The following is a 23,306-nucleotide window of genomic DNA, read 5'->3' as shown; positions in this document are numbered from 1 at the left end:
CGCAGGCGCCCGAGGGCGCCCCATTCTCTCACGACAATTCCGCACGTCCGCCGCATCTGCCGCGGGAGCAATTCACAAAGGAGAAATGCCATGTCTTTCAAGCATGTCGCAGCAGCGGCCGCCATCACCGCGGCCGGACTCGGTTCCCCCGCCTGGAGTGCCGACGCGCCGGCCATCGTCCTCGTGCATGGAGCCTGGGCCAACGGATCGAGCTGGGCCCGCGTGGTGCCGCTTCTGCAGGCGCGGGGGGTGGACGTCATTGCCGTCCACAATCCGCTGTCTTCGTTCGAAGCGGACGTCGCGGCGACCCGCCGCGTGATCGACGATCAGAAGGGCGGTGTGATCCTCGTCGGTCATTCCTATGGCGGTGCCGTCATCACCGAGGCCGGCAACGGCGAGAAGGTGCGCGCGCTGGTCTACGTGGCGGCCTTTGCGCCGTCGCCCGGACAGTCGGTCAACGCCATCGTCGGAGCCGCACCCCAGCCGCCGGAATGGTCGAAGGAGATCCACGCGGATGCCAAGGGCGCGCTCACATGGTCCTCGAAGGGAATGGCGCGCTATTTCGCCCCCGATATTCCGGCGGGTGAGGCGGCACTGCTGGCTGCAACCCAGGCGCCGCTTTTCGCCGGCGCTTTCGACGGCAAAGTGACGTCCGCCGCCTTCACGCACAAGCCGAGCTGGTTCGTCATCTCCGACAACGATCAGATCATCCCGCCGGCCCTGCAGCAGGCCTTCGCGCAGACGATGAAGGCGAAAACAGTCCATGTCGCATCCAGCCACGTGCCGATGCTGTCGCAGCCGCAGGCCGTGGCGGACGCCATCTTCGCGGCCGTCGAAGGCAGCCGATAAGGAGACGGCGCGGTTCAACCGAAAGAGCAATCCTGCTCAAAGGGAAAGCAATATTCGCAAAGAGCGCGATCGCCTGATCAGGCTATCCTGCAAGCCATACACAAACCGCCACGACCGCATCGACCGGCTCCGGAAACAATACGGAGCTGGCATTTCCGTCACCGTTCAGGAGACGCAATTCGCAATCGCGCCTTCAGAAAACCGCCAATTCAAACGTTCAGGAGAACGTCATGAGACACGCCAGCCAAGCGCAGAGGCAACTCGGCCTTCGCATCCATGCCATCGTCTTCATACCGACCATCGTCGTGCTTCTCATCGTCAATCTTTTGACGGGCTCGCCCTACTGGATCGCCTGGGTGGTGCTGGGATGGGGCATCGGTCTTGTTGCTCACTGGCTGTCCATCCGCCTCTACCACGATAGCAATACCGGCACTCCCTGAGGTCCTTCGCGGGCCTTCAGGTGATTTGCCGGAAGTTCGTCGCGGAAACCGGCCGGGGCCGCAGACACCGTCGCCCTCAGATGCAATCCAGAACAGGGGATGCAGCATGTCTATCTCAGACGATCCCGCGGCGGTCGAAGTGGCCGCAAGAGCGATCACCAATACTGCCTCCGCCAAAGCGGAGATGCCCGTTCCTTCCGCAGCAAGCACGGGTTGGCTGACCTTGCTGGCACTGGCTTTGGGAACCTTCTGCATCGGTACGACCGAATTCGCCAGCATGGGGATCATCCAGCTTTTCTCCGCAAGCCTTGACGTTGACCTTCCGGCGGCCACCCATGCGATCACGGCCTACGCAATCGGCGTGGTCGTGGGCGCCCCGGTCCTCACGCTGGCGGCCGCCCGGCTGAACCGACGCACGCTGCTGCTTCTCCTCATCGGCGTTTTCATCGTGGGCAATGTCCTGTCCGCCATTGCAGCCAACCTGAATTTCTTCGTTGTCGCCCGTTTCATATGCGGCCTGCCGCAAGGCGCCTATTTCGGCGCGGGCGCGGTGGTCGCGTCGCATGTCGTCGGTTCCGACCGTTCGGGGCAGGCCTTTGCGATCGTCATGACCGGATTGACCGTTGCGACCATCTTCGGCTCTCCGCTCGCGACATTTCTGGGGCAAACCATCGGCTGGCGGGAGACCTATCTGTGTGTCGCAGTGCTCGGCATGTTCTCCTTCCTGTCGATCTGGTTTTTCGTCCCCCGCACATCCGAGCTCGATGGCGCATCCGTCACCCATGAACTGAGCGGACTTCGAAAAGGCCGGGTCTGGGTGATGATGGCGGTCGCCGCGCTGGGTATTTCCAGCATCTTCGCCGTCTATACGTTTATCGGGCCGTTCGTGACGGATCTGCTGCTGTTCGGCCCGGAGGCGATACCGCCGGCTCTTGCGCTCTTCGGGATCGGCATGACCGCCGGCAACCTCTATGGCGGGCGGCTGGCGGACAGCCATCCCAGCCGGGGCATTGTCGCGGGTTATGGATGCGCCCTCCTGGTGCTTGTCGTCCTGGCTTTCTGGGGCTCGAACCCCTGGGTGCTGTTTTCGGCACTGTTCGGTGTCGGAGCAACCATGATGGCGGCGATCCCGGCGATCCAGGTGCGGCTGACCAGCCTTGCTCCGGAATCCGTCACCCTGATGGGCGCGATGAACCTCGCGTCGCTCAATGTCGCCAACGCGCTCGGCGCCTGGGCGGGCGGCATGACGATCGGCGCGGGGCTCGGCCTTCTGTCGACCGTCTGGGCAGGGTTCATCCTGACCTCGGCGGGACTGATCCTGTTCATGGCGACGATGGCGGCGGGGCCTGCCCGTCCGGGTATAAGGTCGTTGCCATGACTGTTCCTGCCTCACCCGGCGACGAGCTGATTTGCGGAGCGATCATGAGACCCCAGGTCATCTTGCACATGATGTCCAGCATCGATGGCCGGATCACCGCGGCCGGTTGGCCGAATTCGGTCGATGCGGAGGAAACCTACGAGACGCTGCATGGGGACCTGCGCTGCGACGCATGGCTCGTCGGCCCGGTGACCATAGCGGAGTTCGCGGAAGGCGAACCCCGGCCGATCGTCACCGATCAGATCTATCCACGCCGGACGTGGAAGTCGGCCGGAGCCGGAATGGCCCCCTACGCCATCTATCTCGACAGGTCGGGGAGCCAGCACCTCAACCGGGAACGGGTGAATGGCGATGCCCTGATCGCCGTGCTGACCACCGGTGTATCCGACCACCACCTTGCCGAGCTTCGAAGAGACGGCATTTCATACATCTTTGCCGGTGATGCCGATCTCGACCTCGATCGGGCGCTGAACATCCTTCGCGCCGAGTTCGGCATCGAAACTCTTCTGCTGGAAGGGGGCGGCACGATCAACGGAGCTTTTCTGAAGGATGACCTGATCGACGACGTCAGCCTGCTGATCCTGCCGATCGCCGACGGCAAGCCAGGCACGCCGACGACGTTCGACCATAATCTCGGGAAGGCCCGGCTTCTTCGCCTCGTTTCGGTGAAGCCGCTTCCCGGAGGCATGCTGCATATCCGCTACAGGGTTTTGCCAGGCGGCCCGCGGCAACCGGATATGGAGTAGACTGACTTCGGACCGGCCGGGCGATGGATGTCCGCCCCTCAACAACATGAAGGACGATCGGAAATGGCACTCAAGGATTTTCTCCCCAGCCGGCTTGGATTCGGCGCGGCACCGCTGGGCAACATGTTCCGCGCCATTCCCGAGGAGGAGGCGCTCACGACGGTGGAGGCCGCCTGGAGCGACGGGATACGTTATTTCGACAACGCTCCCTTCTATGGCGCGGGCCTGGCGGAAATCCGCATGGGCGAAGCACTCGCCGGCAAGCCGCGCGGCGAATACGTGATCAGCACCAAGGTCGGGCGGCTTGTGCTCGACGAAATCGAGGACGTCAGCGACAGCGGTTTCGGAGAGAACGGCGTGTTCAAATACGGCCGCTCCAACAAGGTCGTGAACGATTATTCGGCCGATGCCACGCTGCGATCCATCGAAGGCAGTCTCGAAAGGCTGAAGATCGACCATATCGAAATCGTCTGGGTGCATGACGTCGCCCAGGATTTCTACGGTGACGAATGGCTGAGCGTGTTCGAAAGCGCACGCACCGGAGCGTTCAGAGTGCTGGACCGCCTGCGTGACGAGGGGGTCATCAAGGCCTGGGGTCTTGGGGTGAACCGGGTCGAGCCGATCGAACTCCTGCTTGGCCTGCAAGAACCGCGTCCCGACGGCTTTCTGCTGGCCGGCCGGTATTCGCTTCTGGATCACGACCGTGCGCTGCAACGGGTGATGCCGGCCGTGGCCGAACGGGGCCTCGGCATCGTCGTCGGTGGCCCCTACAGTTCCGGGGCCCTCGTCGGCGGCCCGAATTTCGAATATGCGCCCGCGACCCCGCAGATTCTGGACAAGGTTGCCCGGATCAAGGCGATCGCCGACCGCCACGGCGTCAGCATGAAGGCCGCCGGCCTGCATTTCGCGCTGGCCAATCCCGCGGTCGCCGGCGTCATTCCCGGTGCCAGCCGGCCTGAGCGTATTTCGGAGGATCGCGCCGCCTTCGAGGAACGGGTGCCGGTCGATTTCTGGCAGGCGTTACGCCAGGCGGGTCTCATCAACCCTGTCGCCCCGGTACCCGATATGGGTTAAGCGCAAGGACCTGAAAATCCGCAGAAATGATCCAGGGTCGTCGCCTCTTTTCATCATTCCGTCAGTCGATATATGTCTATCTCGCCATCCGGTGCGGCTTTCGTCCCGGGTTTTCCAGGGCGCGAATTTCCTGACTGCATTTTCAATCCAGGGGACCTGAACATGTCCGCAGCTTTGCATAAATTGTGCCGCGGTTTTCCGCTCATGGCAGGTTGCGTCATTTCGCTGACGGCCACGTCCGCACACGCCCATGTCAAGTGGTTCGCACCGTATATCGTGGGCGCTTCCCCGGAACCGATCGCCTCCACTCTGTCCAATGCCTGGTTCTGGGTGGGGATCGCCCTGGTCCTGGTATTTTTTGGTCTGGCACGCGCTGTGGAGCGAAGCCGCTACGGGTATGTGGCACTGGACATGCTCGACAGAGCCACGGAACCGCTCTGGCAGCGGCTGGATGATTATATCAGAGCCATTATCGGTGCGTTTTTCGTTGCGATCTTTGCGGTGGGCGGTGTCTATCTGACACCAGATCTCAAGACGCCGACGGAATGGGTCTCCTGGCTCCAGCTGGTAATTGCCGGCATGATCTTTTCACGCTTGACCATGCCGATCGCCGGTCTCGGCATCATCGCTTTGTGGATATTGGCGCTGCGGGACTATGACCTTTTCCATCTCTTCGACTATCTCGCTCTTGGCCTCGGCGTTGCCGCCTACCTGATCCTCGAACCGTCAAAGCGCGAAAACTGGCGGGTTCATCGTTTCGAGGCGCTTCGCTGGGGCCTTGCGATCGCGCTGATGTGGTCCAGCCTCGAGAAATTCGCCTTTCCGAGCTGGTTCTACCCGCTTGTCGTTGAGAAGCCCTTTCTGACATTCGGCATGCCGCGCGACGTCTTCATCCCGATGGCGGGAGTCACCGAATTCACGCTGGGGCTCGGCCTCGTCTGGACACCGCTGATCCGCCGGCTCTCGGCGATCGCATTGCTGGTCATCTTCACGGCTGCCGTCTGGCCCTTTGGCCGCGTCGATCTGATCGGCCACGGGCTGATCATGGCCATCCTGCTGGCCGTCGCCGCGGATCACGCCCGGGAGACCCATTTCCTTCCGCAATTCAAGGAAAAGATTCGCCACATACCCGCCGGAGTAGCTGTCGCCTTCGTGCTCTATGGCTCAGCCTATTGGGGGCTGCATTTCGCCTTCTACGGCTCGAACGGATATGTCGGCCCCGCGATTGAAGAAAAGGCGACGCATTCCTACAGTCCTGAATATCCACACGGGCCGCAGGCTGGGGAGATGGGCGCTCCGTCCAATCGATGAAGTGCAATTAAGATTCTGAGACCCGTCGCATATGGGCTCGCGAAGGCAGCGTTTATTGCAAAGCCGGCATGAAACTATTCCGTTTTTATCATGTCCGTAGCCCTTCGTCTGAAGTACCCTATCGGTAACTTGGATCTCAGAGCTCATTCAATGACTTATGAAAGTCGTGCCCGTTTGCGTTCGCTTGGCATATCCGTCGGCCATTACCCTGTGGGTATGCTGAACGCGATCACCGACGTCGCTGGTGTCTCGGTCGGCCATGTCACCTGCGTCGAAGGCGACCGGACGCGCACGGGGGCAACCGCCATCCTGCCGCATGCCGGCAACCTGTTTCAGGACAAGGTGCCGGCGGCGCTCGCCGTCTTCAACGGTTTCGGCAAGTTCGCGGGTTCGACGCAGATCGCCGAGCTCGGCGAGGTCGAGACGCCGATACTGCTCACCAATACTTTGGGCGTCGGTCGCGCGATCGAGGCGATCAACCGCCATACGCTGGCACAGGCCGGGAACGAGCGGGTCGTGTCGCTGAACGCAGTCGTCGGTGAGACCAATGATTCCCGACTCAACGATATCCGCGCGGCGCGCCCGAGTGTCGATGAAATGCTGGAAGCACTTGCCGCCGCGAAAGGCGGTACGGTCGAAGAAGGCGCGATCGGCGCGGGCACCGGCACGGTCGCATTCGGACTGAAGGGTGGTATCGGCACCAGCTCCCGCGTCGTTCCTGTCGCGGGTGCGTCCTATACGGTCGGTGTTCTCGTGCAGTCGAATTACGGTGGAAAGCTGAGCGTCGCCGGCTGGCCTTACGAAGCGGAAGGTCATGACAAGGATGGTTCGATCGTCATGATCGTCGCGACCGATGCGCCGCTCTGCTCGCGAAATCTCGGACGTCTTGCGGAACGCTGTTTCGGCGGCCTGGCGCGCACCGGTGCGGCTCTCAGCAACGGGTCCGGCGATTATGCGCTTGCCTTCTCGACGGCGGAAGACGTGCGCCGCACGCCAGAGCGCCGCAAGGCGGTCGCCAACTATCCCGCTCTCTCAAACGACGTCGTCTCGCCGCTCTTCGAAGCCGTTATCGAGGCGAGCGAGGAGGCGATTTTCAATTCGATGACGATGGCGACGACCACACACGGCTACAATGCCGGGACCGGCAAGCCTTCGACCATTCATGCGATTTCACTCGACGCCCTCAAGCGTCGCTGATTTTTTAGACTGGAGTGCCAATGACTGCCGCCGAACCCCGCACCGTCTACCTCAACGGTGCCTTCCTGCCCGAAAACGAAGCCCATATTTCGATCTTCGATCGTGGCTTTCTGTTCGGTGACGGGATTTACGAGGTGACTGCCGTTCTCGACGGCAAGCTGATCGACAGCCCGCTTCACATGGCGCGCCTTGAGCGCAGCGTGCGGGAAATCGGCGGCGCATTGCCAATCCCGACCGAGGAGATCGTTGCGATCGAAAAGCGTTTGGTCGCCGAGAACAAGCTGACCGAGGGCGTCATCTACCTGCAATACACGCGTGGCGCCGAAGATCGCAATTTCCTCTATTCGGATAACCTCCAGCCAACCCTGCTGCTGTTTACCCAGGCAAAGACGCTGGAACATGTGGCCGCCGTGGAAAGGGGCCTGAAGGTCAAGATCGTGCCCGACCAGCGCTGGGAGCGTCGCGATATCAAGACCGTCTGTCTGTTGCCACAGGTTCTCGCCAAGCGCATCGCCAAGGCGGAAGGCTGCGACGAAGCCTGGATGGTCGAGGAAGGTTTTGTCACCGAAGGTGCCTCGTCCACGGCCTATATCATTACCCATGACGACAAGATCGTAACCCGGGCCAACGGCAACGCCACGCTGCCGGGCTGTACGCGCCTGGCCGTGCTCGATCTTGCCCGCGAACAGGGGCTGACGATCGAGGAGCGTCCATTCTCGGTCGAGGAAGCCATGGCGGCGCGGGAAGCCTGCCTGACCAGCGCGTCGAACTTCATCGTGCCGATCACCTCGATCGACGGCAAGCCGGTCGGCGACGGCAGGGCCGGCCCGATGTTCAGGCGTCTGCGGACGCTCTACATGGACAATGCCCGCCGCACTGCGGTCTGACGAAAACTCAGCCGGCGGCCAGAACGTCCCAAGTGCGTTTGATGATGGGCCGCCGGTTTTCCTTGGAGCGGTAGAGCCGGATCTCGACATCGATATCCCAGTCCGGCTCCGCAGCCCGTACCAACCGGCCATCGGAGAGTTCTGCGGTTACCAGGCTCTCCGGTATCCAGGCAATCCCCCAGCCTGCCAATACCATGCCCTTGAGGCCAACCGACATGCTGCCGACATGGACGCGGTTATCCGGCGGCAGGCGATCGGCCATGGCGCCGGCGACAAGCTGGCCGAAGAACGAAATCTTTTGATAGCTGACATGCGCGAAACCCGGCTCGATGCGATGCTGCGGCTGCCCGTTGGCGTCCGGCGCGGTAACCGGAATGATGATTTCCGCGCCAAGGCGATGATGTTCGAATTGCGGATCGAGCAGCATCGGCACGTGCTCGTTCTGGTAGGTCAACAGGAAATCGGAGTCCCCATCGACCAATGAGTTGAGGTTTTCCTCCATGCTGCCCGAGTCCGGCCGCATATGCGAAACGATCGGTCCGAGCTTCGCGTTGAGTCCGTTCAGCCAGTTCGGGAAGAAGGTGAAGGACAGCGTGTGCAGCGCCGTTACGGTGACCGTGCGGGCGTCGTTGCCTTCCTCGTGCTGGAGATTGCGGCGAGCCTGGTAGAGGCCCTGCAGGGTCTGCTCTGCAATCGGCACGAAGCGTTCGCCGGCATCGGTCAGTCGCGACGGATATGTGGCGCGATCGATCAGGCTGGTGCCGACCCAGGTTTCCAGCTGCCGAATCCGGCGGCTGAAGGCCGATTGGGTGACATGCCGTTCTTCCGCCGCCTTGGAAAAGTTCAGCGTCTGGGCCAGTGCCAGGAAATCTTCAAGCCATTTGACTTCCACCACGAGCTCCAATGGAAAACCGACCGCGCTTCTCCCTTGGTCTGATTGGCGGAAAAACGCAATCAGCCTGCGCGGCTATACTCGATCATTCTCGCCCGGGAAAGGACGAGTTCGAGCCGGTTTTCGGACAGGAGATGGAGGCAGACGCGCTTCGTCCAGGGGCCGTCCTTCAGGGTGAACAGGAAGCGGCCATTGCCGAGAGCCTTGAGCGGCATGCGATGGCGAACCGGGCCGACGCCCATCACGACCGCATCGCCATCGATCTCGAAACAGGCGCCTTCGTCAGAGAGCCAGCGACCGGCAAGCGAGGCCGGTATGCCGGTATCGACGACCGGCAGCAGGCGGCGCGCGGGATGACCGATCTCGCCGACGACCGCTGGGCCATCCATCTTGAGGCGCATCGGCGAGGAGGCGGAAAAGGACGAAACGAATTCGCCGTCGTCCTCGTAGACGGTCTCATCGGCATCGAGCCAGGTGACGGTGGAACCTTTGACCTCGATCCAGAAGGGACCGGTCTCGGTCACATAGAGGCCGTCCGTCAGCGCTGTCGAGGGGACGGGCGGGGCAAGGCCGAGCAGAGCCGCCATGGCCTCCTGGGCAATCTTGTTGCCATTGGTGTCTTCGCGGTTGGAGACGATGACGAAACCGCTTCTGCTTTGACGATCGAGCAGGAAATAGCTCTTGTAGCCGGGGTGAGAACCGCCATGGCCGGTAAACTCGTGCCCACCTAGGAGTGTGCGGCGCAGGCCGAGACCGTAGCCGCTTTCGCGGCCGTCGGAGAGGGCACGCGGCGCGGCCAGTTGGTCGAGTATACCGGCGAACGAGCCTTCACCGGCGAGCAGGGCGCGCAGCCAGTTGGCAAGGCTCGTCGCACTTCCGGTCATGCTGCCCGAGGCGGAGATATGGAGGCCGGCGGCGGAGAGCTGCCATTTTTCGCCGTCATGCCAGTACCCCGGCACAAGGCCGGCAACCGCATCGTTCCAGAGATCCGGCGCGTCCAGCACGGCATCTGTTGTCGCGCCGGCAGAGCGGATGAAATCGCGGAAGAACAGGCCCTTGCGCTCGAGCGCTGTTTCGACCAGCCGATAACCGGTGTTGGAATAGGAGATTTCGGTACCGGCGTCGTAGTTCAGCCGCGTTTGACGGGCCAGGAACTCCATCAGCGGTCCGGCCTTGGTTTCGGTATAGACCGACAGGCCGAGCAGCGACAGGCATTCGCGCGTATCGGGCAGGCCGCCGCTCATGTCGAGCGCGCGGCCAACGGTTACGCTCGCGAGCGGTTCCTGAAGCTCCGGCAGATGCAGGCCGAGCCTATCGTCGAGCGAGATCGCGTCCGGGTGCGACAGGACCATGGTGCAGAAGGCATGTTTGGTGACGGAGGCGTAACGCACGACCGTATCGGCGGTGAAGGAAGCCATGGTCGAAAGGTTTTCGACGCCGCCGACTTCGGCGAAACGGATGCCGTTTTCGTCGAACCCGATCACTGCGCCGCCCGGCTGGTCCGCGCCCCAGCTGGCAGCGAACTTCCCGGCGGCTGCCTGCGCCGCTTCCCAATTGGCCGTGATCGACATGTACTTCTCCAATAAACCCTCGAAAACCGGACCCTGGTCCGCCAGACCCTGAAAGGTCAGGCCGGTTCTTCGAGTTCGACGCTCAGGGTGCGCAATTCGCGTGTGTGCGCGTGTTGCACATTTCCGAGCCGCAGATCCTCGGCCGTCACCTGCTCGACCATGTGGCCGTCGATCATCACGCCGACATGCGAGCAGAGATGCGATATGACGCTGAGATTGTGGCTGACCATCACATAGGTAAGGTTCTGCTCCACCCTGAGATCGGCCAGAAGATTGAGGATCTCCGCCTGCACGGAAACGTCGAGCGCGCTGGTCGGCTCGTCCAGCAGCAGCACCTGCGGCTCGGCGATCAAGGCGCGGGCGATCGCCACGCGCTGGCGCTGACCGCCGGAGAGCTGATGCGGAAAGCGGAAGCGCGCCGATTGCGGCAGCGCCACCGCCGACAGCACCTTGGCGATGCGGGCGTCGATATCGTTCATGCCGTGCACGAGCGGAAGTTCCGACAGGATGCGGTCGATGGTCTGGCGCGGATGCAGCGAACCGTAGGGGTCCTGGAACACCATCTGCACCTTGCGGAAGAAGGCCGGCGGGCGCTTCAGCGGCGCGTCCTCACCGGAAAAGGCGATGCGGCCGGACCAGTGGTTGTTGAGGCCGGCCATGGCGCGCAGCACGGTGGATTTGCCCGAGCCGCTTTCGCCGACGATGCCGAAGCTGGCGCCCTCAGCCACCTTGAAAGAGACGCCCTTGACGACTTCCTTGTCACCGAAGCTGATGCGCAGATTGTCGATCTCGATGGTCATTTCAGCCACTCCGGATCACGGGTCAGCACGGGCAGGCGCTCCTTGGGATGGATCAGCGAAGGCATACAGTTCAACAGCCCGCGCGTGTAGGGATGCTGTGCGGAAAGGAGCTCGGATGCCTTCAGCTCTTCCATCACGCGCCCGGCATACATCACGGCGACGCGATCGCAGAAATGCGAGACGAGCGGCAGATCGTGGCTGATGAGCAGCAGGCCCATGCCGCGCTCCGACACCAGCTCCTCGATCAACCGCAGGATCTCGGCCTGAACGGTCGCATCGAGCGCGCTGGTGGGTTCGTCCGCGATCAGCAATTCCGGGTCCGGCGCCAGCATCATGGCGATCATGACGCGCTGTCCCATGCCGCCGGAAACTTCGTGCGGATAGGAGCCAGCGACCTTTTTCGGATCTCGGATCTTCACCTGTTCGAGAAGCGCAATCGCTGCTTCCAAAGCCTGTCGCTTGCCGCCGCCCTTGTGGGTGCGCCAGGCTTCCGCCACCTGGCTGCCGATGGTCTTCACCGGGTTCAGCGAATATTTCGGGTCCTGCAGGATGAAGCCCGCCCGCTTACCGCGGATCTGGCGCATCTCTCTTTCGCTGGCGGACATGATGTCGATGCCGTCGAAGGCCAATCTGTCGGCTTCGATGCGGGTCTGCTTGGGCAGAAGTTTCATCAGCGCGCGGGCGGTGAGGCTTTTGCCCGAGCCGCTTTCGCCGACGATGCCGAGCTTTTCGGTGCCGAGCTTCAGCGACACGCCCTTGACGGCGGGTGCGAAGCCGGTGCGGCTCTGGAAGCCGATATGGAGATTTTGGATTTCGACCAGCATCGGCTCAGTTCCCCTTCGGATCGAGGACGTCGCGCAGTGCGTCGCCGAGGAAGTTGAAGGCAAGCGAGACGAGCAGGATAGCGACGGCCGGGATCATCGGCACCCACCATTGTTCGAAGATGAAGCGCTTGGCGGTGGCGATCATCGCACCCCATTCCGGCGATGGCGGCTGCGCGCCCATGCCGAGAAAGCCGAGAGAGGCGGCGGTGATGATGATCGAGCTCATGTCGAGCGTGACGCGGACGATCAGGCTCGGCGTGCAGAGCGGCGCGATATGGCGGAAGATGATCCGCCAGGGCGAAGCGCCCGTCAGCCGATATGCGGCGATGAAATCGCTGCCGCGTACGGTCAGCGTTTCGGCGCGCGCCATGCGGGCATAAGGGGGCCATGCGGTGAGTGCGATGGCGAGAACCGCGCTTTCGACGCCCGGCTTCAGCGCCGCAACGAAGGCAAGCGCCAGAACGAGGCGGGGGAAGGCCAGAAAGATATCGGTGATGCGCATCAGGATCGTATCGACGATACCGCCGAAATAGCCTGCGATGCAGCCAATGGCGAGCCCTAGCGGCGCGACGAGGACGACGACGGCGATGACCATGCCGAGCGTGACGCGGGCGCCATAAAGGATGCGGGTATAGACATCGCGGCCCAGCTCGTCGGTGCCCAGCCAATGCGCAGCGCTTGGTGCTGCCAGCCGGTTGCCCAGCTCCTGCGTTGCAGGATTGTGGGTGGCGAGCAGCGGCGCGAGGATCGCCATCAGCACGAAGATCGTGATGATCGTCAGCCCGATCATGCCGAGCGGGTTGCCCTTGAAGTTCAGCCAGGCGCGGTAACGGTTGCCCCATGCGGCCTGACGGCGCGAGGAGGGCGTTTCGCTGAGCGCCCAGTTACGGAAAGCGGAAGTCATTATTGCACCCTCGGATCGAGCAGACGGTACAGAATGTCCGCGAGTAGGTTGAGCCCGACATAGATCAGGCCGACGAGAAGCGTCGAACCGATGACCGGGTTCATGTCGGCGTTCATCAGCGATGTCGTCAGATACTGGCCGATGCCCGGCCAGGAGAAGACGGTCTCGGTGACGACCGCGCCTTCGAGCAGACCGGCATAGGTCAGCGCCAGAACCGTGATGAGCTGGACGGCGACGGTCGGGAAGGCATGGCTCCAGACGACCTTGAGGCCGGAAAGCCCCTTGGCGCGGGCAGTGATGACGTATTCGCCCTTTAATGCGTCGATCATGAAGGCGCGTGTCATGCGGGCGATGTAGGCCATTGAAAAATAGGCGAGGATGATCACCGGCTGGGCCATATGCGCCAGCGCATCCCGGAAGGCGTCGAGATCGCCCGCAAGCAGCGTATCGACCGACATCAGGCCGGTCACCGTCGGAATCATGCCGTCATAGATGATGTCCTGACGGCCCGGCCCAGGCGCGATGCCGAGCGCCGAATAGAAGATCAGCAGCGAGATCATCGACAGCATGAAGACCGGCACGGAATGGCCGGCGAGGCAGAGCACGCGGATCGCCTGGTCGGTGAACGAACCTTGGCGGACGGCGGCCCAGACACCGAGCGGAATGCCGACGAGGGTGGCCAGCAGCAGGGCTGCGGTGGCCAGTTCGAACGTGGCCGGGAAGAAGCGGGCGATATCGGTCGCGACCGGGTTCTTGGTGAGAACCGACATGCCGAAATCGCCGTGCAGAAGCTGGCTCAGATAATGCAGGAACTGCACCGGAATGGGCTGGTCGAGCCCCATTTCGGCGCGTACCCGCAGGATGACATCCTCCGGCGCATTGTCGCCGACGGCGGCGATAACCGGATCGACCGGCATGACGCGGCCGATGAGGAAGGTGAGGACCGTGAGGCCGAACAGCGTCAGGATGACGCTGCTCAGCATTGCGGAAAAGGACTTAAGCCGGTTCTTCAAGCCTTTTTGGTCTCCAGGTAGGTATTGCCTTCGGACAAGACGCCCAGACGGAACCCTTCCACGCCAACCCGGCAAGCCGCGGTCTTGGTGGTCTGGAACATGACGGCGAACGGGCTGTTTTCCATGAAGTCGCGCTGCAGGGCCTCGTAAAGCGCGATGCGCTTGGCCGGGTCCTTCTCGTCGCGGGCGGCTTCCGCCTTGGCGGCGAGAGCGTCGTCCTTGAACGAGGAGCGCCATGCGAAAGGCTTGTTCTTGGCGTTTTCCGAATTGTCCTTGTTGATGCAGAAGACTTCGGCATTGGAATTCGGGTCGAAATAGTCCGTGCCCCAGGCGGACAGCGCCATCTCGTGCTGGCGGCCGCGCATCTTGGTCAGAACCTGGCGGTTCTCGGCCGACTGCAGCTTCACCCTGATGCCGATTTCACCGAGGTTCGCCTGGATCGCCTGGGCGAGATCAGGGTAAGGCTGGGCGGCATAGTGATCGAGGGTGATCTCAAAACCGTCCTTCAGGCCGGCTTCCGCCATCAGCGCCTTGGCCTTTTCGACGTCCCGCTTGTAGGGCAGATCCTTCACGGTGCCGGGGAAGCCCGAAGGCTCCATGCTCTGGTGCACGACGTGGCTGAGCGGAATGATGTTCTTCTGCATGCCTTCGTAATCGAGAGCCCATTTCACGGCCTTCCAGACCTGCGGCTTGGCGAGGTTCGGGTTGGACTGGTTCAGCGAGATCAGCACCAGCGAAGCGATCTGCTTCTGGATGAGGGTGATGTCCTTGTCGTTCTGCGCGGCTCTCAACTGTTCGGACGTCAGGTCGCGGGCGATATCGACATCGCCTTTCTGCAGCATGAGAAGCTGGGAAGACGGATCGACCACATGCCGGACGATGACGCGCTTCAGATTGCCCTTGTAAGGGCCATGCGGGTTGAGCTGCAGGGAGATGCTTTCAGACGCCTTCCAGGCCTGCAGCATGAAGGCGCCGGAGCCGGCGCTGTTCTTCTGCAGCCAGGCATTGCCGAGGTCGTTATTGACGGCGTTCGCCATGACAACCTTCTTCTCGACGATCGCGCCGATATTCGCCGAGAGGCAGAACAGCAGGAAGGAGATCGAGGTCGGCTTTTCGGTCGTCAGCGTGACGGTCTTGGCGTCCTTGGCGACGATACGGGCCTCGACGTTATCGGCCGTGAAGCCGAATTGGTTGATGATGAAAGCCGGGCTTTTGTTCATTTTGATGGCGCGCTGCAGCGAGAACGCAACGTCCTCGGCCGTGACATCCGCGCCGGACGAAAACTTCTGGTCGGAGAGCTTGAAGGTGAAGACCTTGCTCTCGGCATCCGCTTCCCACGAAGCGGCGACAACGGGGATGACTTGATCCGGATTGTCGTTATTGGCGCGCACCAGCTTCTGGTACATGTTGCTGATCATTTCGCCGCCGACGGCCTCAAAACCCTCATGCGGGTCGAGGCTGGTCATGTTGTCGAGTTGCTGGGCAACGACCAGGATATCCTTCGGCGTGGCCGCGAATGCGGTGTCTGCCAGTTCGAGATAGGACAGGAAGGGCAGGGCAGCGCCGCCGATCAGAAAGTTACGTCTGGATACCATTATTCTATTCCCCTTGAATGGCCGGGCCTCCGGAAATGCGGGAGGCCGGTTAAGATTTTGCCGAAAAATGATGCAAGCCTCATATCAGGCGCCATTTCAGGCGACCAATTCCGTTTTTCGAATGGGTTATGCGCGGTTTGCATTTGCGGCCGCCGCGCCGGCTACGTACGGATAGTCAAAAGTCCCGTGCTTTGGCAGGATATTTCAGGAAATGCTCAACGATTTGCTCCCGGTCTTCGATGGCCATAACGATGTTCTGCTGCGCCTCAGGCGCGCCGGTGGTGAAGATCCGGTGAAGCGGTTTCTCGAAGGTGAAGAGGCGGGGCATATCGACCTGCCACGCGCGAGGGCCGGTGGTCTCGCAGGCGGTCTTTGCGCCATTTATGTTCCCTCGCCAAGCATGGCCAAGGATGCCAATGGCGATTTCCCGACGCCGGCTCAGCCGGATGCCTTGAATGAAACGCTCGCAATGGCGCGGCTGCTGTTCGATATCGAAGCACGTTCGCAAGGCGCAGTGACAGTCTGTCGCAACGCCGCCGATATCCGCCGCTCGATCGACTCCGGTAGTTTCGCAGCCGTCCTTCATATCGAGGGAGCCGAAGCCGTCGCAGCCAATCTCGATGCGCTGCATGTTCTCCACCAGGCCGGCCTTCGTACGCTCGGCCCGGTCTGGAGCCGCCCGAACGTCTTCGCTTACGGCGTTCCCTTCCGCTACCCGTCTTCGCCGGATATCGGCCCGGGCCTCAGCGATGCGGGCCGCGACCTCATCCAGGCCTGCGACGAGCTGAAGATCATGGTCGACCTGTCGCATATGAACGAAGCCGGTTTCTGGGAGATCGCGAAAATCTCCAGGGCGCCGCTCGTTGCTTCCCATTCGAACGTGCACGCGCTCTGCCCGCACAGCCGCAACCTGACCGACCGCCAACTCGACGCCATCAAGGACACGGGCGGCTTGGCCGGCATCAATTTCGGCGTCCTCTTCCTGCGCAACGACGGGATCAAGGACCCGAATACCAGCCTGGACCTCATCGTCCGCCACGTCGCGTATATCGCCGAACGCATCGGCATCGAGCATGTGGCGCTCGGCTCGGACTTCGACGGTACGACTATTCCGGCCGAGATGAAGGACGTCGCTGGCCTGCCGCGTCTCGTCGAAGCACTCCGCCGCCACGGTTTCAACGATGCGGAACTGAAAAAGATCGCCCATGAGAACTGGGTCTCCGTATTGCAACGCAGCTGGGCGGCCTGATTGCGCACGCCAAGTCCAAGTCCCGCCACATCCGTCCGGAGGCGGATGTGCGCGGTGATTGCCCCATGTCTGCAATTCAATGATGTCGCCAACAGTTTGCCGACTCTCCAGAGCGATGACCTTACCGATTCGGTCGGGCTCGTGTATTCCGTGGCCTAGAGGCGGCGGGCTCGCCGCGGTCCATCGACCCGCTTCCAAAGCAGCAATCGCAGCAGAACGCTCCGAGGCTTGTGTTCCGCGTCCCCGAAAGGCCGCGGCCAATTTCAATGAATGAAACAGATGCCTTGCTGCAATGGCCGTAGCGGCGGTTTTGTTTATGATCGATCGTCAACCGGGATGGGGAGCACAAACGTCGCCGGGTTGAGGGAGGAGAAACGATGCGCAGCATACTGGCATCCATCGGTATCGCATTGCTGGGGTTCGTCGGCGTGGCCGCGAGCAGCAGCGCCGGCATGGCGTCGGACTGGCCGAAAGACAAGCCGATCACCTTGGTCCATGCATTCGCGGCCGGCAGCGATTATCTGGCGCGCCTCGTGGCGGCGGCGCTTGAAAAGGGCGTCGGCCAGACCGTGATCGTCGAAAACAAACCGGGTGCGGGCGGTGCCATCGGTACGGGCTATGTGGCGCGCCAGAAGCCGGATGGCTATACGCTGGTGACCGCCTATCCCGGACCGGCGGCCAATTTCACCAATACGATGCCGGGTCTGCCTTACAAGCCGGTACAGGACTTCGAGCACATCATCCAGTTCTCCGTGGGCGACATGGTGCTGGTGGCCCGCAAGGATTTCCCGGCGCAAACCCTGAGCGAACTGATCGCCTATGCCAAGGCGAACCCCTCGCAGGTAAGCGCAGGCAATAACGGCATAGGATCCTATGGTCATATGATCGAGACCGCGATCATGGACATGGCCGGCATAGACATCAAGCTCGTCAGCTACAAGGGCAGCCCCCCGATCGTCACCGACATGTTGTCGGGCAGCGTCGACCTGTCCGTGGACTATCTCGGCGACGCCTATATCAAGCACATCGAAGCCGGGAACCTGAAGCCGCTCGCCGTCATCTCGGCCAAGCGCGCAAAGATCCTGCCCAATGTTCCGACCCTGAAGGAGCAGGGACTCGATCTCGTCGCGGTTCCCTGGGGCGGCATCATGGCTCCGAAGGGCACGCCTCCCGCGATCGTCAAGCGGATCAACGAAGTTCTCACCGCCTATCTGAAATCCGACGACGCGATCGCAAAATTCGCCGTGGCGGGGCAGATCGCAGCGCCGACCACGCCGGAGGAATTCCACAGGATCGTGGTCGATGAGGAAGCGCTGTGGCGGAACATCATCGCCAAGTACAACATCCGGAGCGAATAGGCTTTTCCTTTCCGGCGGGCGGTCGAACTGCGGCCCGCCTGAAGGGGCCGAAGCTCATTTTGAATGATGTGGTTGCACGCTGATCGCAAGGCCCCGCTCCACCGCCTCGCAGATGCTTGGAGCCGGCGGCAGGACTTGAGAATCCGGAACCCTGACCGGTCGTGCTCTTGGCATCGATCCTCTGCAAATTGCCTGGCAAGCCGGTAATCGGAAGCGTGGCCGCCGGGTGACGCCTGCTCCTCGCCGCGGCATCGAGCGCATCCCGGAAGAAGGACGACCCTGCATGGCTGACACGGACAATGAACCGCCGCTCGTCGACACGCATTTTCATATCTACACCACCGATCTGCCGCTGGCGCCGAATGCCTGGCACAGGCCGCCGGAAGATGCCGGCGTCGATCGGCTGATCGGACTGCTCGACGAGCATGGCATCGCGCTCGGTGTCGTTGCTGCCGCCAGCCTGCACGGGGAATATAACGACCATGTTCGCGACGCCCTGCGCCGCTACCGGCGCCTGCGGGCGACTGCCATCGTCTCTCCGTCGATCAGCATCTACGAGCTGGAGCGGATGCGCGATGACGGCTTCGTCGGGATAAGACTGATGTGGCGGACGCTCGATCAGGCGCCCGACATCACCTCGCCGGAATATCGTCGGCTGCTGCGGCGTGTCGCCGATCTCGGCTGGCATGTCCACCTGATCGAACGCGCCGATCGCCTGCCGGTGATGATGGAGGAGATTGCTGCCTCGGGTGCCCGGATGGTGATCGACCATATGGGAATGCCCGATTCGGCCAGGGGGGTGGACGATCCCGGGTTTCGGCTGGTGCTCGATGCGCTGGAACGGGGCAATGCCTGGGTCAAGCTTTCGGCGGGTTACCGGTTCAGGCCTCCATCGCTGGCGATCGATTTCTCACGCGACCTGCTGCGGCTGACGGGCGGGGAGCGGCTGGTCTGGGCCAGCGACTGGCCGTTCGCCGCCTTTGAGGGTCGCGTCACCTACGGGGAAACCGTGGCGGCTCTGTCGGAGTGGGTGCCCGACCCGGCCATGCGACGACGCATCGGCGGGCGCAACGCCCTCGAACTCTATTTCATGTAATGTCTGGGAACGAATATGGACGAACTCGCTGAACTTGCGGTCAAATCCGTTATCCTGTCTCTCGTCACCGAATACTGGGACGATGTCGACACCAATTGGGGAGCTCGCGCCCATACGCTGTTCACCGAGGACGGCGTGTTCGGATCCGGCGAGACCGCCTATACGGGCAGGCAGCAGATCAAGGCGTTCTACGATTGGCGCGTCAGCCGCGGCGATCGGGTCGTGCGCCATCTCATCAATAATCCGATGATCACCATTGAGAGCCCCGACCGGGCGACGATCCGATATATCATGACCATCTATGCGGTCGATGGGGTACCCGTCTTGTCCGTCAGCGGGCCGAACAGCATTTCGGAAGTTGTCGAGGTGCTTGTCCGCGATGCGCAGGGAGGCTGGAAGATCCGGTCGAAGACCTTCACCGCCCTGTTCAGGGGAGAGGAACCGACCACGACCATGCCCGATCATCTGCGCAGGAGCCTGCTGTCGGACGAACCGCAGGACCAGAGCTAGCTCAGGCCTGATACCGATTTTGAAATGCCGTTGAGGAGGAGAACAGCATGACAACCGAAATGGGCCGGCCCCGACCGCGATCGCTTAGCCGACGAAACATCACCTTCGCAGCCATCTTCGTGAGCTTCGCCGTGGCGACCGGCATTTACGCCTATCGCACGCTGAAGATCGGCACCGCGGCCGAAATGGGGTCCGGGTTCTTCCCCGTCATGCTGTCGATCCTGCTGGCTTTGCTGGCTCTGGCCGTTGCCTTCACGCCGCTTTCGTCAGGCGCCCAGCCGCTTCGGTTCGCTTCGATCAAATCGTCGATACTGGTCATGGGCGCTCCTCTCGTGTTCGGATTGACGATCCAGTCGCTCGGCCTCGTGATCGCGGTCGCCGTGACGATTTTTCTTTCGAGCTTTGCCAGCCGGTTTGCCACCTTGCGCCAGTCGCTGCTTCTCTCCGCCGGCTTCACCATCTTTTGCGTCGCGGTGTTCCACTTCCTCCTGAACCTGCCGATCCCCCTCTGGGGCGATCTGATCATTGGTTAGAAATACGCCATGGATATCTTTGCCAATCTCGCCGTGGGTTTCGGGGCGGTTCTCGAACCTTCCAATCTTCTGTTCTGCTTCATCGGCTGCCTGCTCGGCACCGCGGTCGGCGTTCTGCCGGGCATCGGACCGCTCGGCACCATCGCCATCCTGTTGCCGGTGACGTTCGGGTTTCCGCCGGAAGCCTCGATGATCATGCTGGCGGGCATCTATTACGGCGCCCAGTATGGCGGGTCGACGACGGCGATCCTGATCAATCTGCCCGGTGAAGCCACTTCCGCGGTCACCGCGATCGACGGTTACCAGATGGCGCGTCAGGGAAGGGCCGGCGTGGCATTGGCAATCGCAGCACTCGGGTCCTTCTTTGCGGGCTGCTTCGCGACGCTCGTCATCGCCCTGTTTGCTGTTCCGCTGACGACGCTGGCCCTCCAGTTCGGCCCGTCGGATTATTTTGCCCTGATGGTGCTTGGCGTTGTCGCCTCGATTGCGCTCGCGCATGGCTCGGTGCTGAAGGGGCTTGTCATGATCGTGCTCGGCCTACTGCTCGGTTGCGTGGGGACGGATGTCTATACCGGCAGCATGCGCCTCACCCTCGGGACATTGGATCTGGCGGACGGCATTCCGATCATCGCCTTTGGTTCGGGCGTCTATGCCATCGCCGAAATCCTGCGGGGTCTGGAGGATGAAAGGGAGCAGGAGCGCGATGTGCTGACCACCCGGGTGACGGGCCTGATGCCCTCCTGGGCCGATATCAGGGAATCGGCCGGCCCGATCCTGCGCGGCACGGGCCTGGGCTCCATTCTCGGCATCCTGCCCGGCGGTGGGGCGATGCTCTCGTCGTTCACGTCCTATGCGCTCGAGAAAAAGCTGTCGCGCCATCCCGAACGCTTCGGTCACGGCGCCCTGGCCGGTGTCGCCGGCCCGGAATCCGCAAACAATGCCGGGGCTCAGAGTTCGTTCATTCCGATGCTGACGCTCGGGATTCCGTCCAACCCGATCATGGCGCTGATGATCGGGGCGCTGATGCTGCAGGGCGTGGCGCCCGGCCCCAATCTCGTCAACGAGCGGCCGGTGCTGTTCTGGGGTGTGATCGTCTCGATGTGGATCGGCAACCTGATGCTGGTGGTTCTCAACCTGCCGCTTGTCGGGCTTTGGGTGAAGCTCTTGTCGGTCCGCAATCACTTCCTGTTCCCCGCCATCATCGGCTTCTCGGCGATCGGCGTCTACAGCGTCGGCAACAACCCCTTCGATCTCGTCGTCATGGCGGTTTTCGGAGTGGTCGGTTACGGCCTGACGAAGCTCGATTGCGAGCCTGCCCCGCTGCTTCTCGGCTTTGTTCTTGGGCCGATGCTGGAGGAATATCTGCGGCGTGCCATGCTGCTGGCGAACGGCAATCCTCTTACCTTCTTCCAGCGGCCGATCACGGCAGGCCTGCTGATCGTGGCGGCGGTAACGCTGTTCGCCGTGCTGTTTCCGGCCATCCGCAACAGCCGCAGGGTCGTGTTCGCCGAAGAGGACTGAGCCTCGTCAGACTCCGGGCCGGCTCTCATCCGGCTTGCCCGGTTGCCACCTATTCTGTTTCATCTCTTGAAATGAGCCGCCGGCGGAGATGGACCGCGGGCGATCTGGCGCTCTATTCGTCGGGACAGGGAAACCGTCCTGACGCCGCCATGAGCGGCCCTCCCACTCCAAAATCCACAGGTGAGGCTTGCAACCCGCACTCATTGTCCATTTTCGCCGGCTGCGGCCATGAGCGCTGGCAAGTCACCACGCTATAACCCGCTCCTGGCGCTCAGGGACCTCCATTATCGCCGTTTTGCCATCGGCAGCATCATCTCCGTTCTCGGCATGTGGATGCAGAAGATCGGTGTCGCCTGGCTGGCCTGGGAACTCAGCCGGTCGCCGTTCTGGCTGGGTTTGATCGCGGCCGCCGACATGTTGCCGTCGATCTTCCTCAGCAGCTATGCCGGCTCGCTTGCGGATGCGCACGACAAGATCAAGGTGCTGCGCCGGGCCCAGTCGGTCGCGATCGTGCAGTCGCTGGTTCTCGCCATGCTGTCATGGGCGGGATTGACGACGGTGGAAGTGCTGTTCGGGCTGACCCTGGTGCTCGGGATCTCCAGCAGCCTGGAGCAGCCGGCGCGGCTATCGCTCATCCGGGAGATCGTGCCCCCCGACTATCTGCATGCCGCGGTGGCGCTGAATGCGCTGAGCTTCAACCTGGCTCGCTTTGTCGGCCCGGTCATCGCCGGCGCTTTGATCAGCGAGGTCAATGTCGGCATTACCTTTGCCGTCAGTGGACTGGCGATCGCCTGCTTTTCCTACACTCTCGCAGTGATCCGAGTGCAAAGAGGCATGGCGCGCCCGGCCGGCACCATGCCTGGATCGGGGACGGCCGACGGTTTCCGTTATGTGCTGCGCCATAGAGGCGTGCTCGCCACGCTTGGGCTGATGGGATTTTCCGGGATCAGCGTCGGCGGGATCCTGCAGATGTTGCCGGCGGTGGCCGACGCCCTGTTCGCCAGAGGCATCGATGGTTTTGTCGCGCTGATGGCCGCTTCGGCCCTGGGATCGATTGTCTCCGGTACGGTGACCCTGTTGCGGCCATCCAGCAGCCGCGGCGTTCCCGGCATCGCTGTCGCAGCGCTCTGCGCTACCGCGTCGCTTGTTGCGCTCGCACTTGTGCCCGGCTTTCATTTCGCGCTGATCGCGATCTTCTGCATGTCCTTCGCCAATATGCATGCCGGTATCGCCGGTCAGGCGCTGCTGCAGCTGGAAAGCGAGCCCGGCAAGCTCGGCCGGGTGATGGGGATCTACAGCATGATCATCCGCGGCGGACCGGCAGTCGGCAGCTTCCTGATCGGCGCGGCGGCCACTTTCGTGGGCATGGTCATTCCCGTTATCGGCGTTGCCGCCCTGGCGGCATGTTATGCCGCCATCATCGCCCTGGCGTTTCGCCGGCCCAGGTGATCCCGCAATTGCATTTCACGTATTGAAATACGCCATGGAAACTGCTGGCCTAGTCGGCAGGTCACAACTACGCTTTTATCGGCATTGGTAACCAAACCGATGCTGAAGA

General features: G+C 62.3%; 22 protein-coding genes. 15 read left to right on the top strand and 7 right to left on the bottom strand.

The window, feature by feature from the left end; translation table 11 throughout:
• The first annotated feature begins 90 nt into the window (after positions 1 to 90).
• The 8 genes from J2X76_RS07980 (at position 91) to J2X76_RS07945 (ending at position 7,882) form a co-directional block, all read left to right on the top strand.
• Complete coding sequence (locus J2X76_RS07980; RefSeq protein WP_310214621.1) at positions 91 to 849, top strand: alpha/beta hydrolase; 759 nt, start codon at positions 91 to 93, stop codon at positions 847 to 849.
• Positions 850 to 1,079: 230 nt separating this feature from the next.
• Complete coding sequence (locus tag J2X76_RS07975) at positions 1,080 to 1,289, top strand: 2TM domain-containing protein (RefSeq protein WP_113131276.1); 210 nt, start codon at positions 1,080 to 1,082, stop codon at positions 1,287 to 1,289.
• Positions 1,290 to 1,395: 106 nt separating this feature from the next.
• A complete protein-coding gene (locus tag J2X76_RS07970; RefSeq protein ID WP_405029990.1) occupies positions 1,396 to 2,667 on the top strand; it encodes an MFS transporter in 1,272 nt (423 codons plus the stop codon).
• Positions 2,668 to 2,711: 44 nt separating this feature from the next.
• Positions 2,712 to 3,413, top strand: coding sequence for a RibD family protein (locus J2X76_RS07965; RefSeq protein ID WP_310214617.1), 702 nt, complete (start codon positions 2,712 to 2,714; stop codon positions 3,411 to 3,413).
• A 63-nt stretch (positions 3,414 to 3,476) separates the two neighbouring features.
• Positions 3,477 to 4,487, top strand: a complete 1,011-nt coding sequence (locus J2X76_RS07960; protein ID WP_310214615.1) for an aldo/keto reductase — start codon at positions 3,477 to 3,479, stop codon at positions 4,485 to 4,487.
• 204 nt (positions 4,488 to 4,691) lie between these two features.
• The gene (locus J2X76_RS07955; RefSeq protein ID WP_310214613.1) at positions 4,692 to 5,798 is read left to right on the top strand and encodes a hypothetical protein; all 1,107 of its coding nucleotides are present in this window, start codon (positions 4,692 to 4,694) and stop codon (positions 5,796 to 5,798) included.
• A gap of 150 nt (positions 5,799 to 5,948) precedes the next feature.
• Positions 5,949 to 6,995: a P1 family peptidase gene (locus J2X76_RS07950; protein ID WP_310214612.1), complete on the top strand. Its 1,047-nt coding sequence runs from the start codon at positions 5,949 to 5,951 to the stop codon at positions 6,993 to 6,995.
• Between the two features lie 20 nt (positions 6,996 to 7,015).
• Positions 7,016 to 7,882, top strand: coding sequence for a D-amino-acid transaminase (locus J2X76_RS07945; protein ID WP_310214609.1), 867 nt, complete (start codon positions 7,016 to 7,018; stop codon positions 7,880 to 7,882).
• 7 nt (positions 7,883 to 7,889) lie between these two features.
• Here J2X76_RS07945 and J2X76_RS07940 read toward each other — a convergent pair whose 3' ends face one another.
• From J2X76_RS07940 to J2X76_RS07910, 7 genes are all read right to left on the bottom strand, one after another.
• Complete coding sequence (locus J2X76_RS07940; RefSeq protein ID WP_310214607.1) at positions 7,890 to 8,774, bottom strand: LysR family transcriptional regulator; 885 nt, start codon at positions 8,772 to 8,774, stop codon at positions 7,890 to 7,892.
• A gap of 62 nt (positions 8,775 to 8,836) precedes the next feature.
• Positions 8,837 to 10,345, bottom strand: a complete 1,509-nt coding sequence (locus J2X76_RS07935; RefSeq protein ID WP_310214604.1) for a serine hydrolase domain-containing protein — start codon at positions 10,343 to 10,345, stop codon at positions 8,837 to 8,839.
• A gap of 56 nt (positions 10,346 to 10,401) precedes the next feature.
• Positions 10,402 to 11,145, bottom strand: coding sequence for an ABC transporter ATP-binding protein (locus J2X76_RS07930; RefSeq protein ID WP_310214603.1), 744 nt, complete (start codon positions 11,143 to 11,145; stop codon positions 10,402 to 10,404).
• Positions 11,142 to 11,969 carry an ABC transporter ATP-binding protein gene (locus tag J2X76_RS07925; RefSeq protein WP_310214601.1) on the bottom strand — a complete coding sequence of 276 codons (828 nt, stop codon included), beginning with the start codon at positions 11,967 to 11,969 and terminating at the stop codon, positions 11,142 to 11,144. The genes J2X76_RS07930 and J2X76_RS07925 overlap by 4 nt, the downstream gene beginning before the upstream one ends.
• Positions 11,970 to 11,973: 4 nt before the next feature.
• Positions 11,974 to 12,876, bottom strand: a complete 903-nt coding sequence (locus J2X76_RS07920) for an ABC transporter permease (protein WP_310214786.1) — start codon at positions 12,874 to 12,876, stop codon at positions 11,974 to 11,976.
• Positions 12,873 to 13,886: an ABC transporter permease gene (locus tag J2X76_RS07915; RefSeq protein WP_162732458.1), complete on the bottom strand. Its 1,014-nt coding sequence runs from the start codon at positions 13,884 to 13,886 to the stop codon at positions 12,873 to 12,875. The genes J2X76_RS07920 and J2X76_RS07915 overlap by 4 nt, the downstream gene beginning before the upstream one ends.
• Entirely contained in the window at positions 13,883 to 15,481 is a 1,599-nt protein-coding gene (locus J2X76_RS07910; protein ID WP_113284340.1) for an ABC transporter substrate-binding protein, read from the bottom strand. Before J2X76_RS07910 ends, J2X76_RS07915 begins: the two co-directional genes overlap by 4 nt.
• Positions 15,482 to 15,692: 211 nt before the next feature.
• On the opposite strand from J2X76_RS07910, the gene J2X76_RS07905 reads away from it, so the two are divergent.
• From J2X76_RS07905 to J2X76_RS07875, 7 genes are all read left to right on the top strand, one after another.
• On the top strand, positions 15,693 to 16,730 hold the full coding sequence (locus tag J2X76_RS07905; protein ID WP_310214596.1) for a dipeptidase: 1,038 nt from the start codon (positions 15,693 to 15,695) through the stop codon (positions 16,728 to 16,730).
• A 377-nt stretch (positions 16,731 to 17,107) separates the two neighbouring features.
• Positions 17,108 to 18,088, top strand: coding sequence for a tripartite tricarboxylate transporter substrate binding protein (locus J2X76_RS07900; protein ID WP_310214593.1), 981 nt, complete (start codon positions 17,108 to 17,110; stop codon positions 18,086 to 18,088).
• Between the two features lie 283 nt (positions 18,089 to 18,371).
• Positions 18,372 to 19,184, top strand: a complete 813-nt coding sequence (locus J2X76_RS07895) for an amidohydrolase family protein (protein WP_310214591.1) — start codon at positions 18,372 to 18,374, stop codon at positions 19,182 to 19,184.
• Between the two features lie 15 nt (positions 19,185 to 19,199).
• On the top strand, positions 19,200 to 19,694 hold the full coding sequence (locus J2X76_RS07890; RefSeq protein ID WP_310214589.1) for a nuclear transport factor 2 family protein: 495 nt from the start codon (positions 19,200 to 19,202) through the stop codon (positions 19,692 to 19,694).
• Between the two features lie 47 nt (positions 19,695 to 19,741).
• Positions 19,742 to 20,227 (top strand): tripartite tricarboxylate transporter TctB family protein, encoded by a 486-nt coding sequence (locus J2X76_RS07885; RefSeq protein WP_113130236.1) that lies wholly within the window; start codon positions 19,742 to 19,744, stop codon positions 20,225 to 20,227.
• A 9-nt stretch (positions 20,228 to 20,236) separates the two neighbouring features.
• Complete coding sequence (locus tag J2X76_RS07880) at positions 20,237 to 21,748, top strand: tripartite tricarboxylate transporter permease (RefSeq protein WP_310214587.1); 1,512 nt, start codon at positions 20,237 to 20,239, stop codon at positions 21,746 to 21,748.
• A 228-nt stretch (positions 21,749 to 21,976) separates the two neighbouring features.
• Positions 21,977 to 23,197, top strand: a complete 1,221-nt coding sequence (locus J2X76_RS07875; RefSeq protein WP_310214584.1) for an MFS transporter — start codon at positions 21,977 to 21,979, stop codon at positions 23,195 to 23,197.
• Positions 23,198 to 23,306: the final 109 nt, after the last annotated feature.

Origin of the sequence: Neorhizobium sp. 2083 (assembly GCF_031455615.1) — a bacterium.
In the GTDB taxonomy this organism is placed as follows: Bacteria; Pseudomonadota; Alphaproteobacteria; order Rhizobiales; family Rhizobiaceae; genus Neorhizobium.
The sequence above is the reverse complement of the archived record's forward strand: the minus strand, read 5'-3'. Positions and strand labels throughout refer to the sequence as shown.

Bases quoted from the DNA above. Each gene is read 5' to 3' on its own strand.
- J2X76_RS07980 (WP_310214621.1), top strand. From the start codon at position 91: ATGTCTTTCAAGCATGTCGCAGCAGCGGCCGCCATCACCGCGGCCGGA.
- J2X76_RS07975 (WP_113131276.1), top strand. From the start codon at position 1,080: ATGAGACACGCCAGCCAAGCGCAGAGGCAACTCGGCCTTCGCATCCAT.
- J2X76_RS07970 (WP_405029990.1), top strand. From the start codon at position 1,396: ATGTCTATCTCAGACGATCCCGCGGCGGTCGAAGTGGCCGCAAGAGCG.
- J2X76_RS07965 (WP_310214617.1), top strand. From the start codon at position 2,712: ATGAGACCCCAGGTCATCTTGCACATGATGTCCAGCATCGATGGCCGG.
- J2X76_RS07960 (WP_310214615.1), top strand. From the start codon at position 3,477: ATGGCACTCAAGGATTTTCTCCCCAGCCGGCTTGGATTCGGCGCGGCA.
- J2X76_RS07955 (WP_310214613.1), top strand. From the start codon at position 4,692: ATGGCAGGTTGCGTCATTTCGCTGACGGCCACGTCCGCACACGCCCAT.
- J2X76_RS07950 (WP_310214612.1), top strand. From the start codon at position 5,949: ATGACTTATGAAAGTCGTGCCCGTTTGCGTTCGCTTGGCATATCCGTC.
- J2X76_RS07945 (WP_310214609.1), top strand. From the start codon at position 7,016: ATGACTGCCGCCGAACCCCGCACCGTCTACCTCAACGGTGCCTTCCTG.
- J2X76_RS07935 (WP_310214604.1), bottom strand. From the start codon at position 10,345: ATGTCGATCACGGCCAATTGGGAAGCGGCGCAGGCAGCCGCCGGGAAG.
- J2X76_RS07930 (WP_310214603.1), bottom strand. From the start codon at position 11,145: ATGACCATCGAGATCGACAATCTGCGCATCAGCTTCGGTGACAAGGAA.
- J2X76_RS07925 (WP_310214601.1), bottom strand. From the start codon at position 11,969: ATGCTGGTCGAAATCCAAAATCTCCATATCGGCTTCCAGAGCCGCACC.
- J2X76_RS07910 (WP_113284340.1), bottom strand. From the start codon at position 15,481: ATGGTATCCAGACGTAACTTTCTGATCGGCGGCGCTGCCCTGCCCTTC.
- J2X76_RS07905 (WP_310214596.1), top strand. From the start codon at position 15,693: ATGCTCAACGATTTGCTCCCGGTCTTCGATGGCCATAACGATGTTCTG.
- J2X76_RS07900 (WP_310214593.1), top strand. From the start codon at position 17,108: ATGCGCAGCATACTGGCATCCATCGGTATCGCATTGCTGGGGTTCGTC.
- J2X76_RS07895 (WP_310214591.1), top strand. From the start codon at position 18,372: ATGGCTGACACGGACAATGAACCGCCGCTCGTCGACACGCATTTTCAT.
- J2X76_RS07890 (WP_310214589.1), top strand. From the start codon at position 19,200: ATGGACGAACTCGCTGAACTTGCGGTCAAATCCGTTATCCTGTCTCTC.
- J2X76_RS07885 (WP_113130236.1), top strand. From the start codon at position 19,742: ATGACAACCGAAATGGGCCGGCCCCGACCGCGATCGCTTAGCCGACGA.
- J2X76_RS07880 (WP_310214587.1), top strand. From the start codon at position 20,237: ATGGATATCTTTGCCAATCTCGCCGTGGGTTTCGGGGCGGTTCTCGAA.
- J2X76_RS07875 (WP_310214584.1), top strand. From the start codon at position 21,977: ATGAGCGCTGGCAAGTCACCACGCTATAACCCGCTCCTGGCGCTCAGG.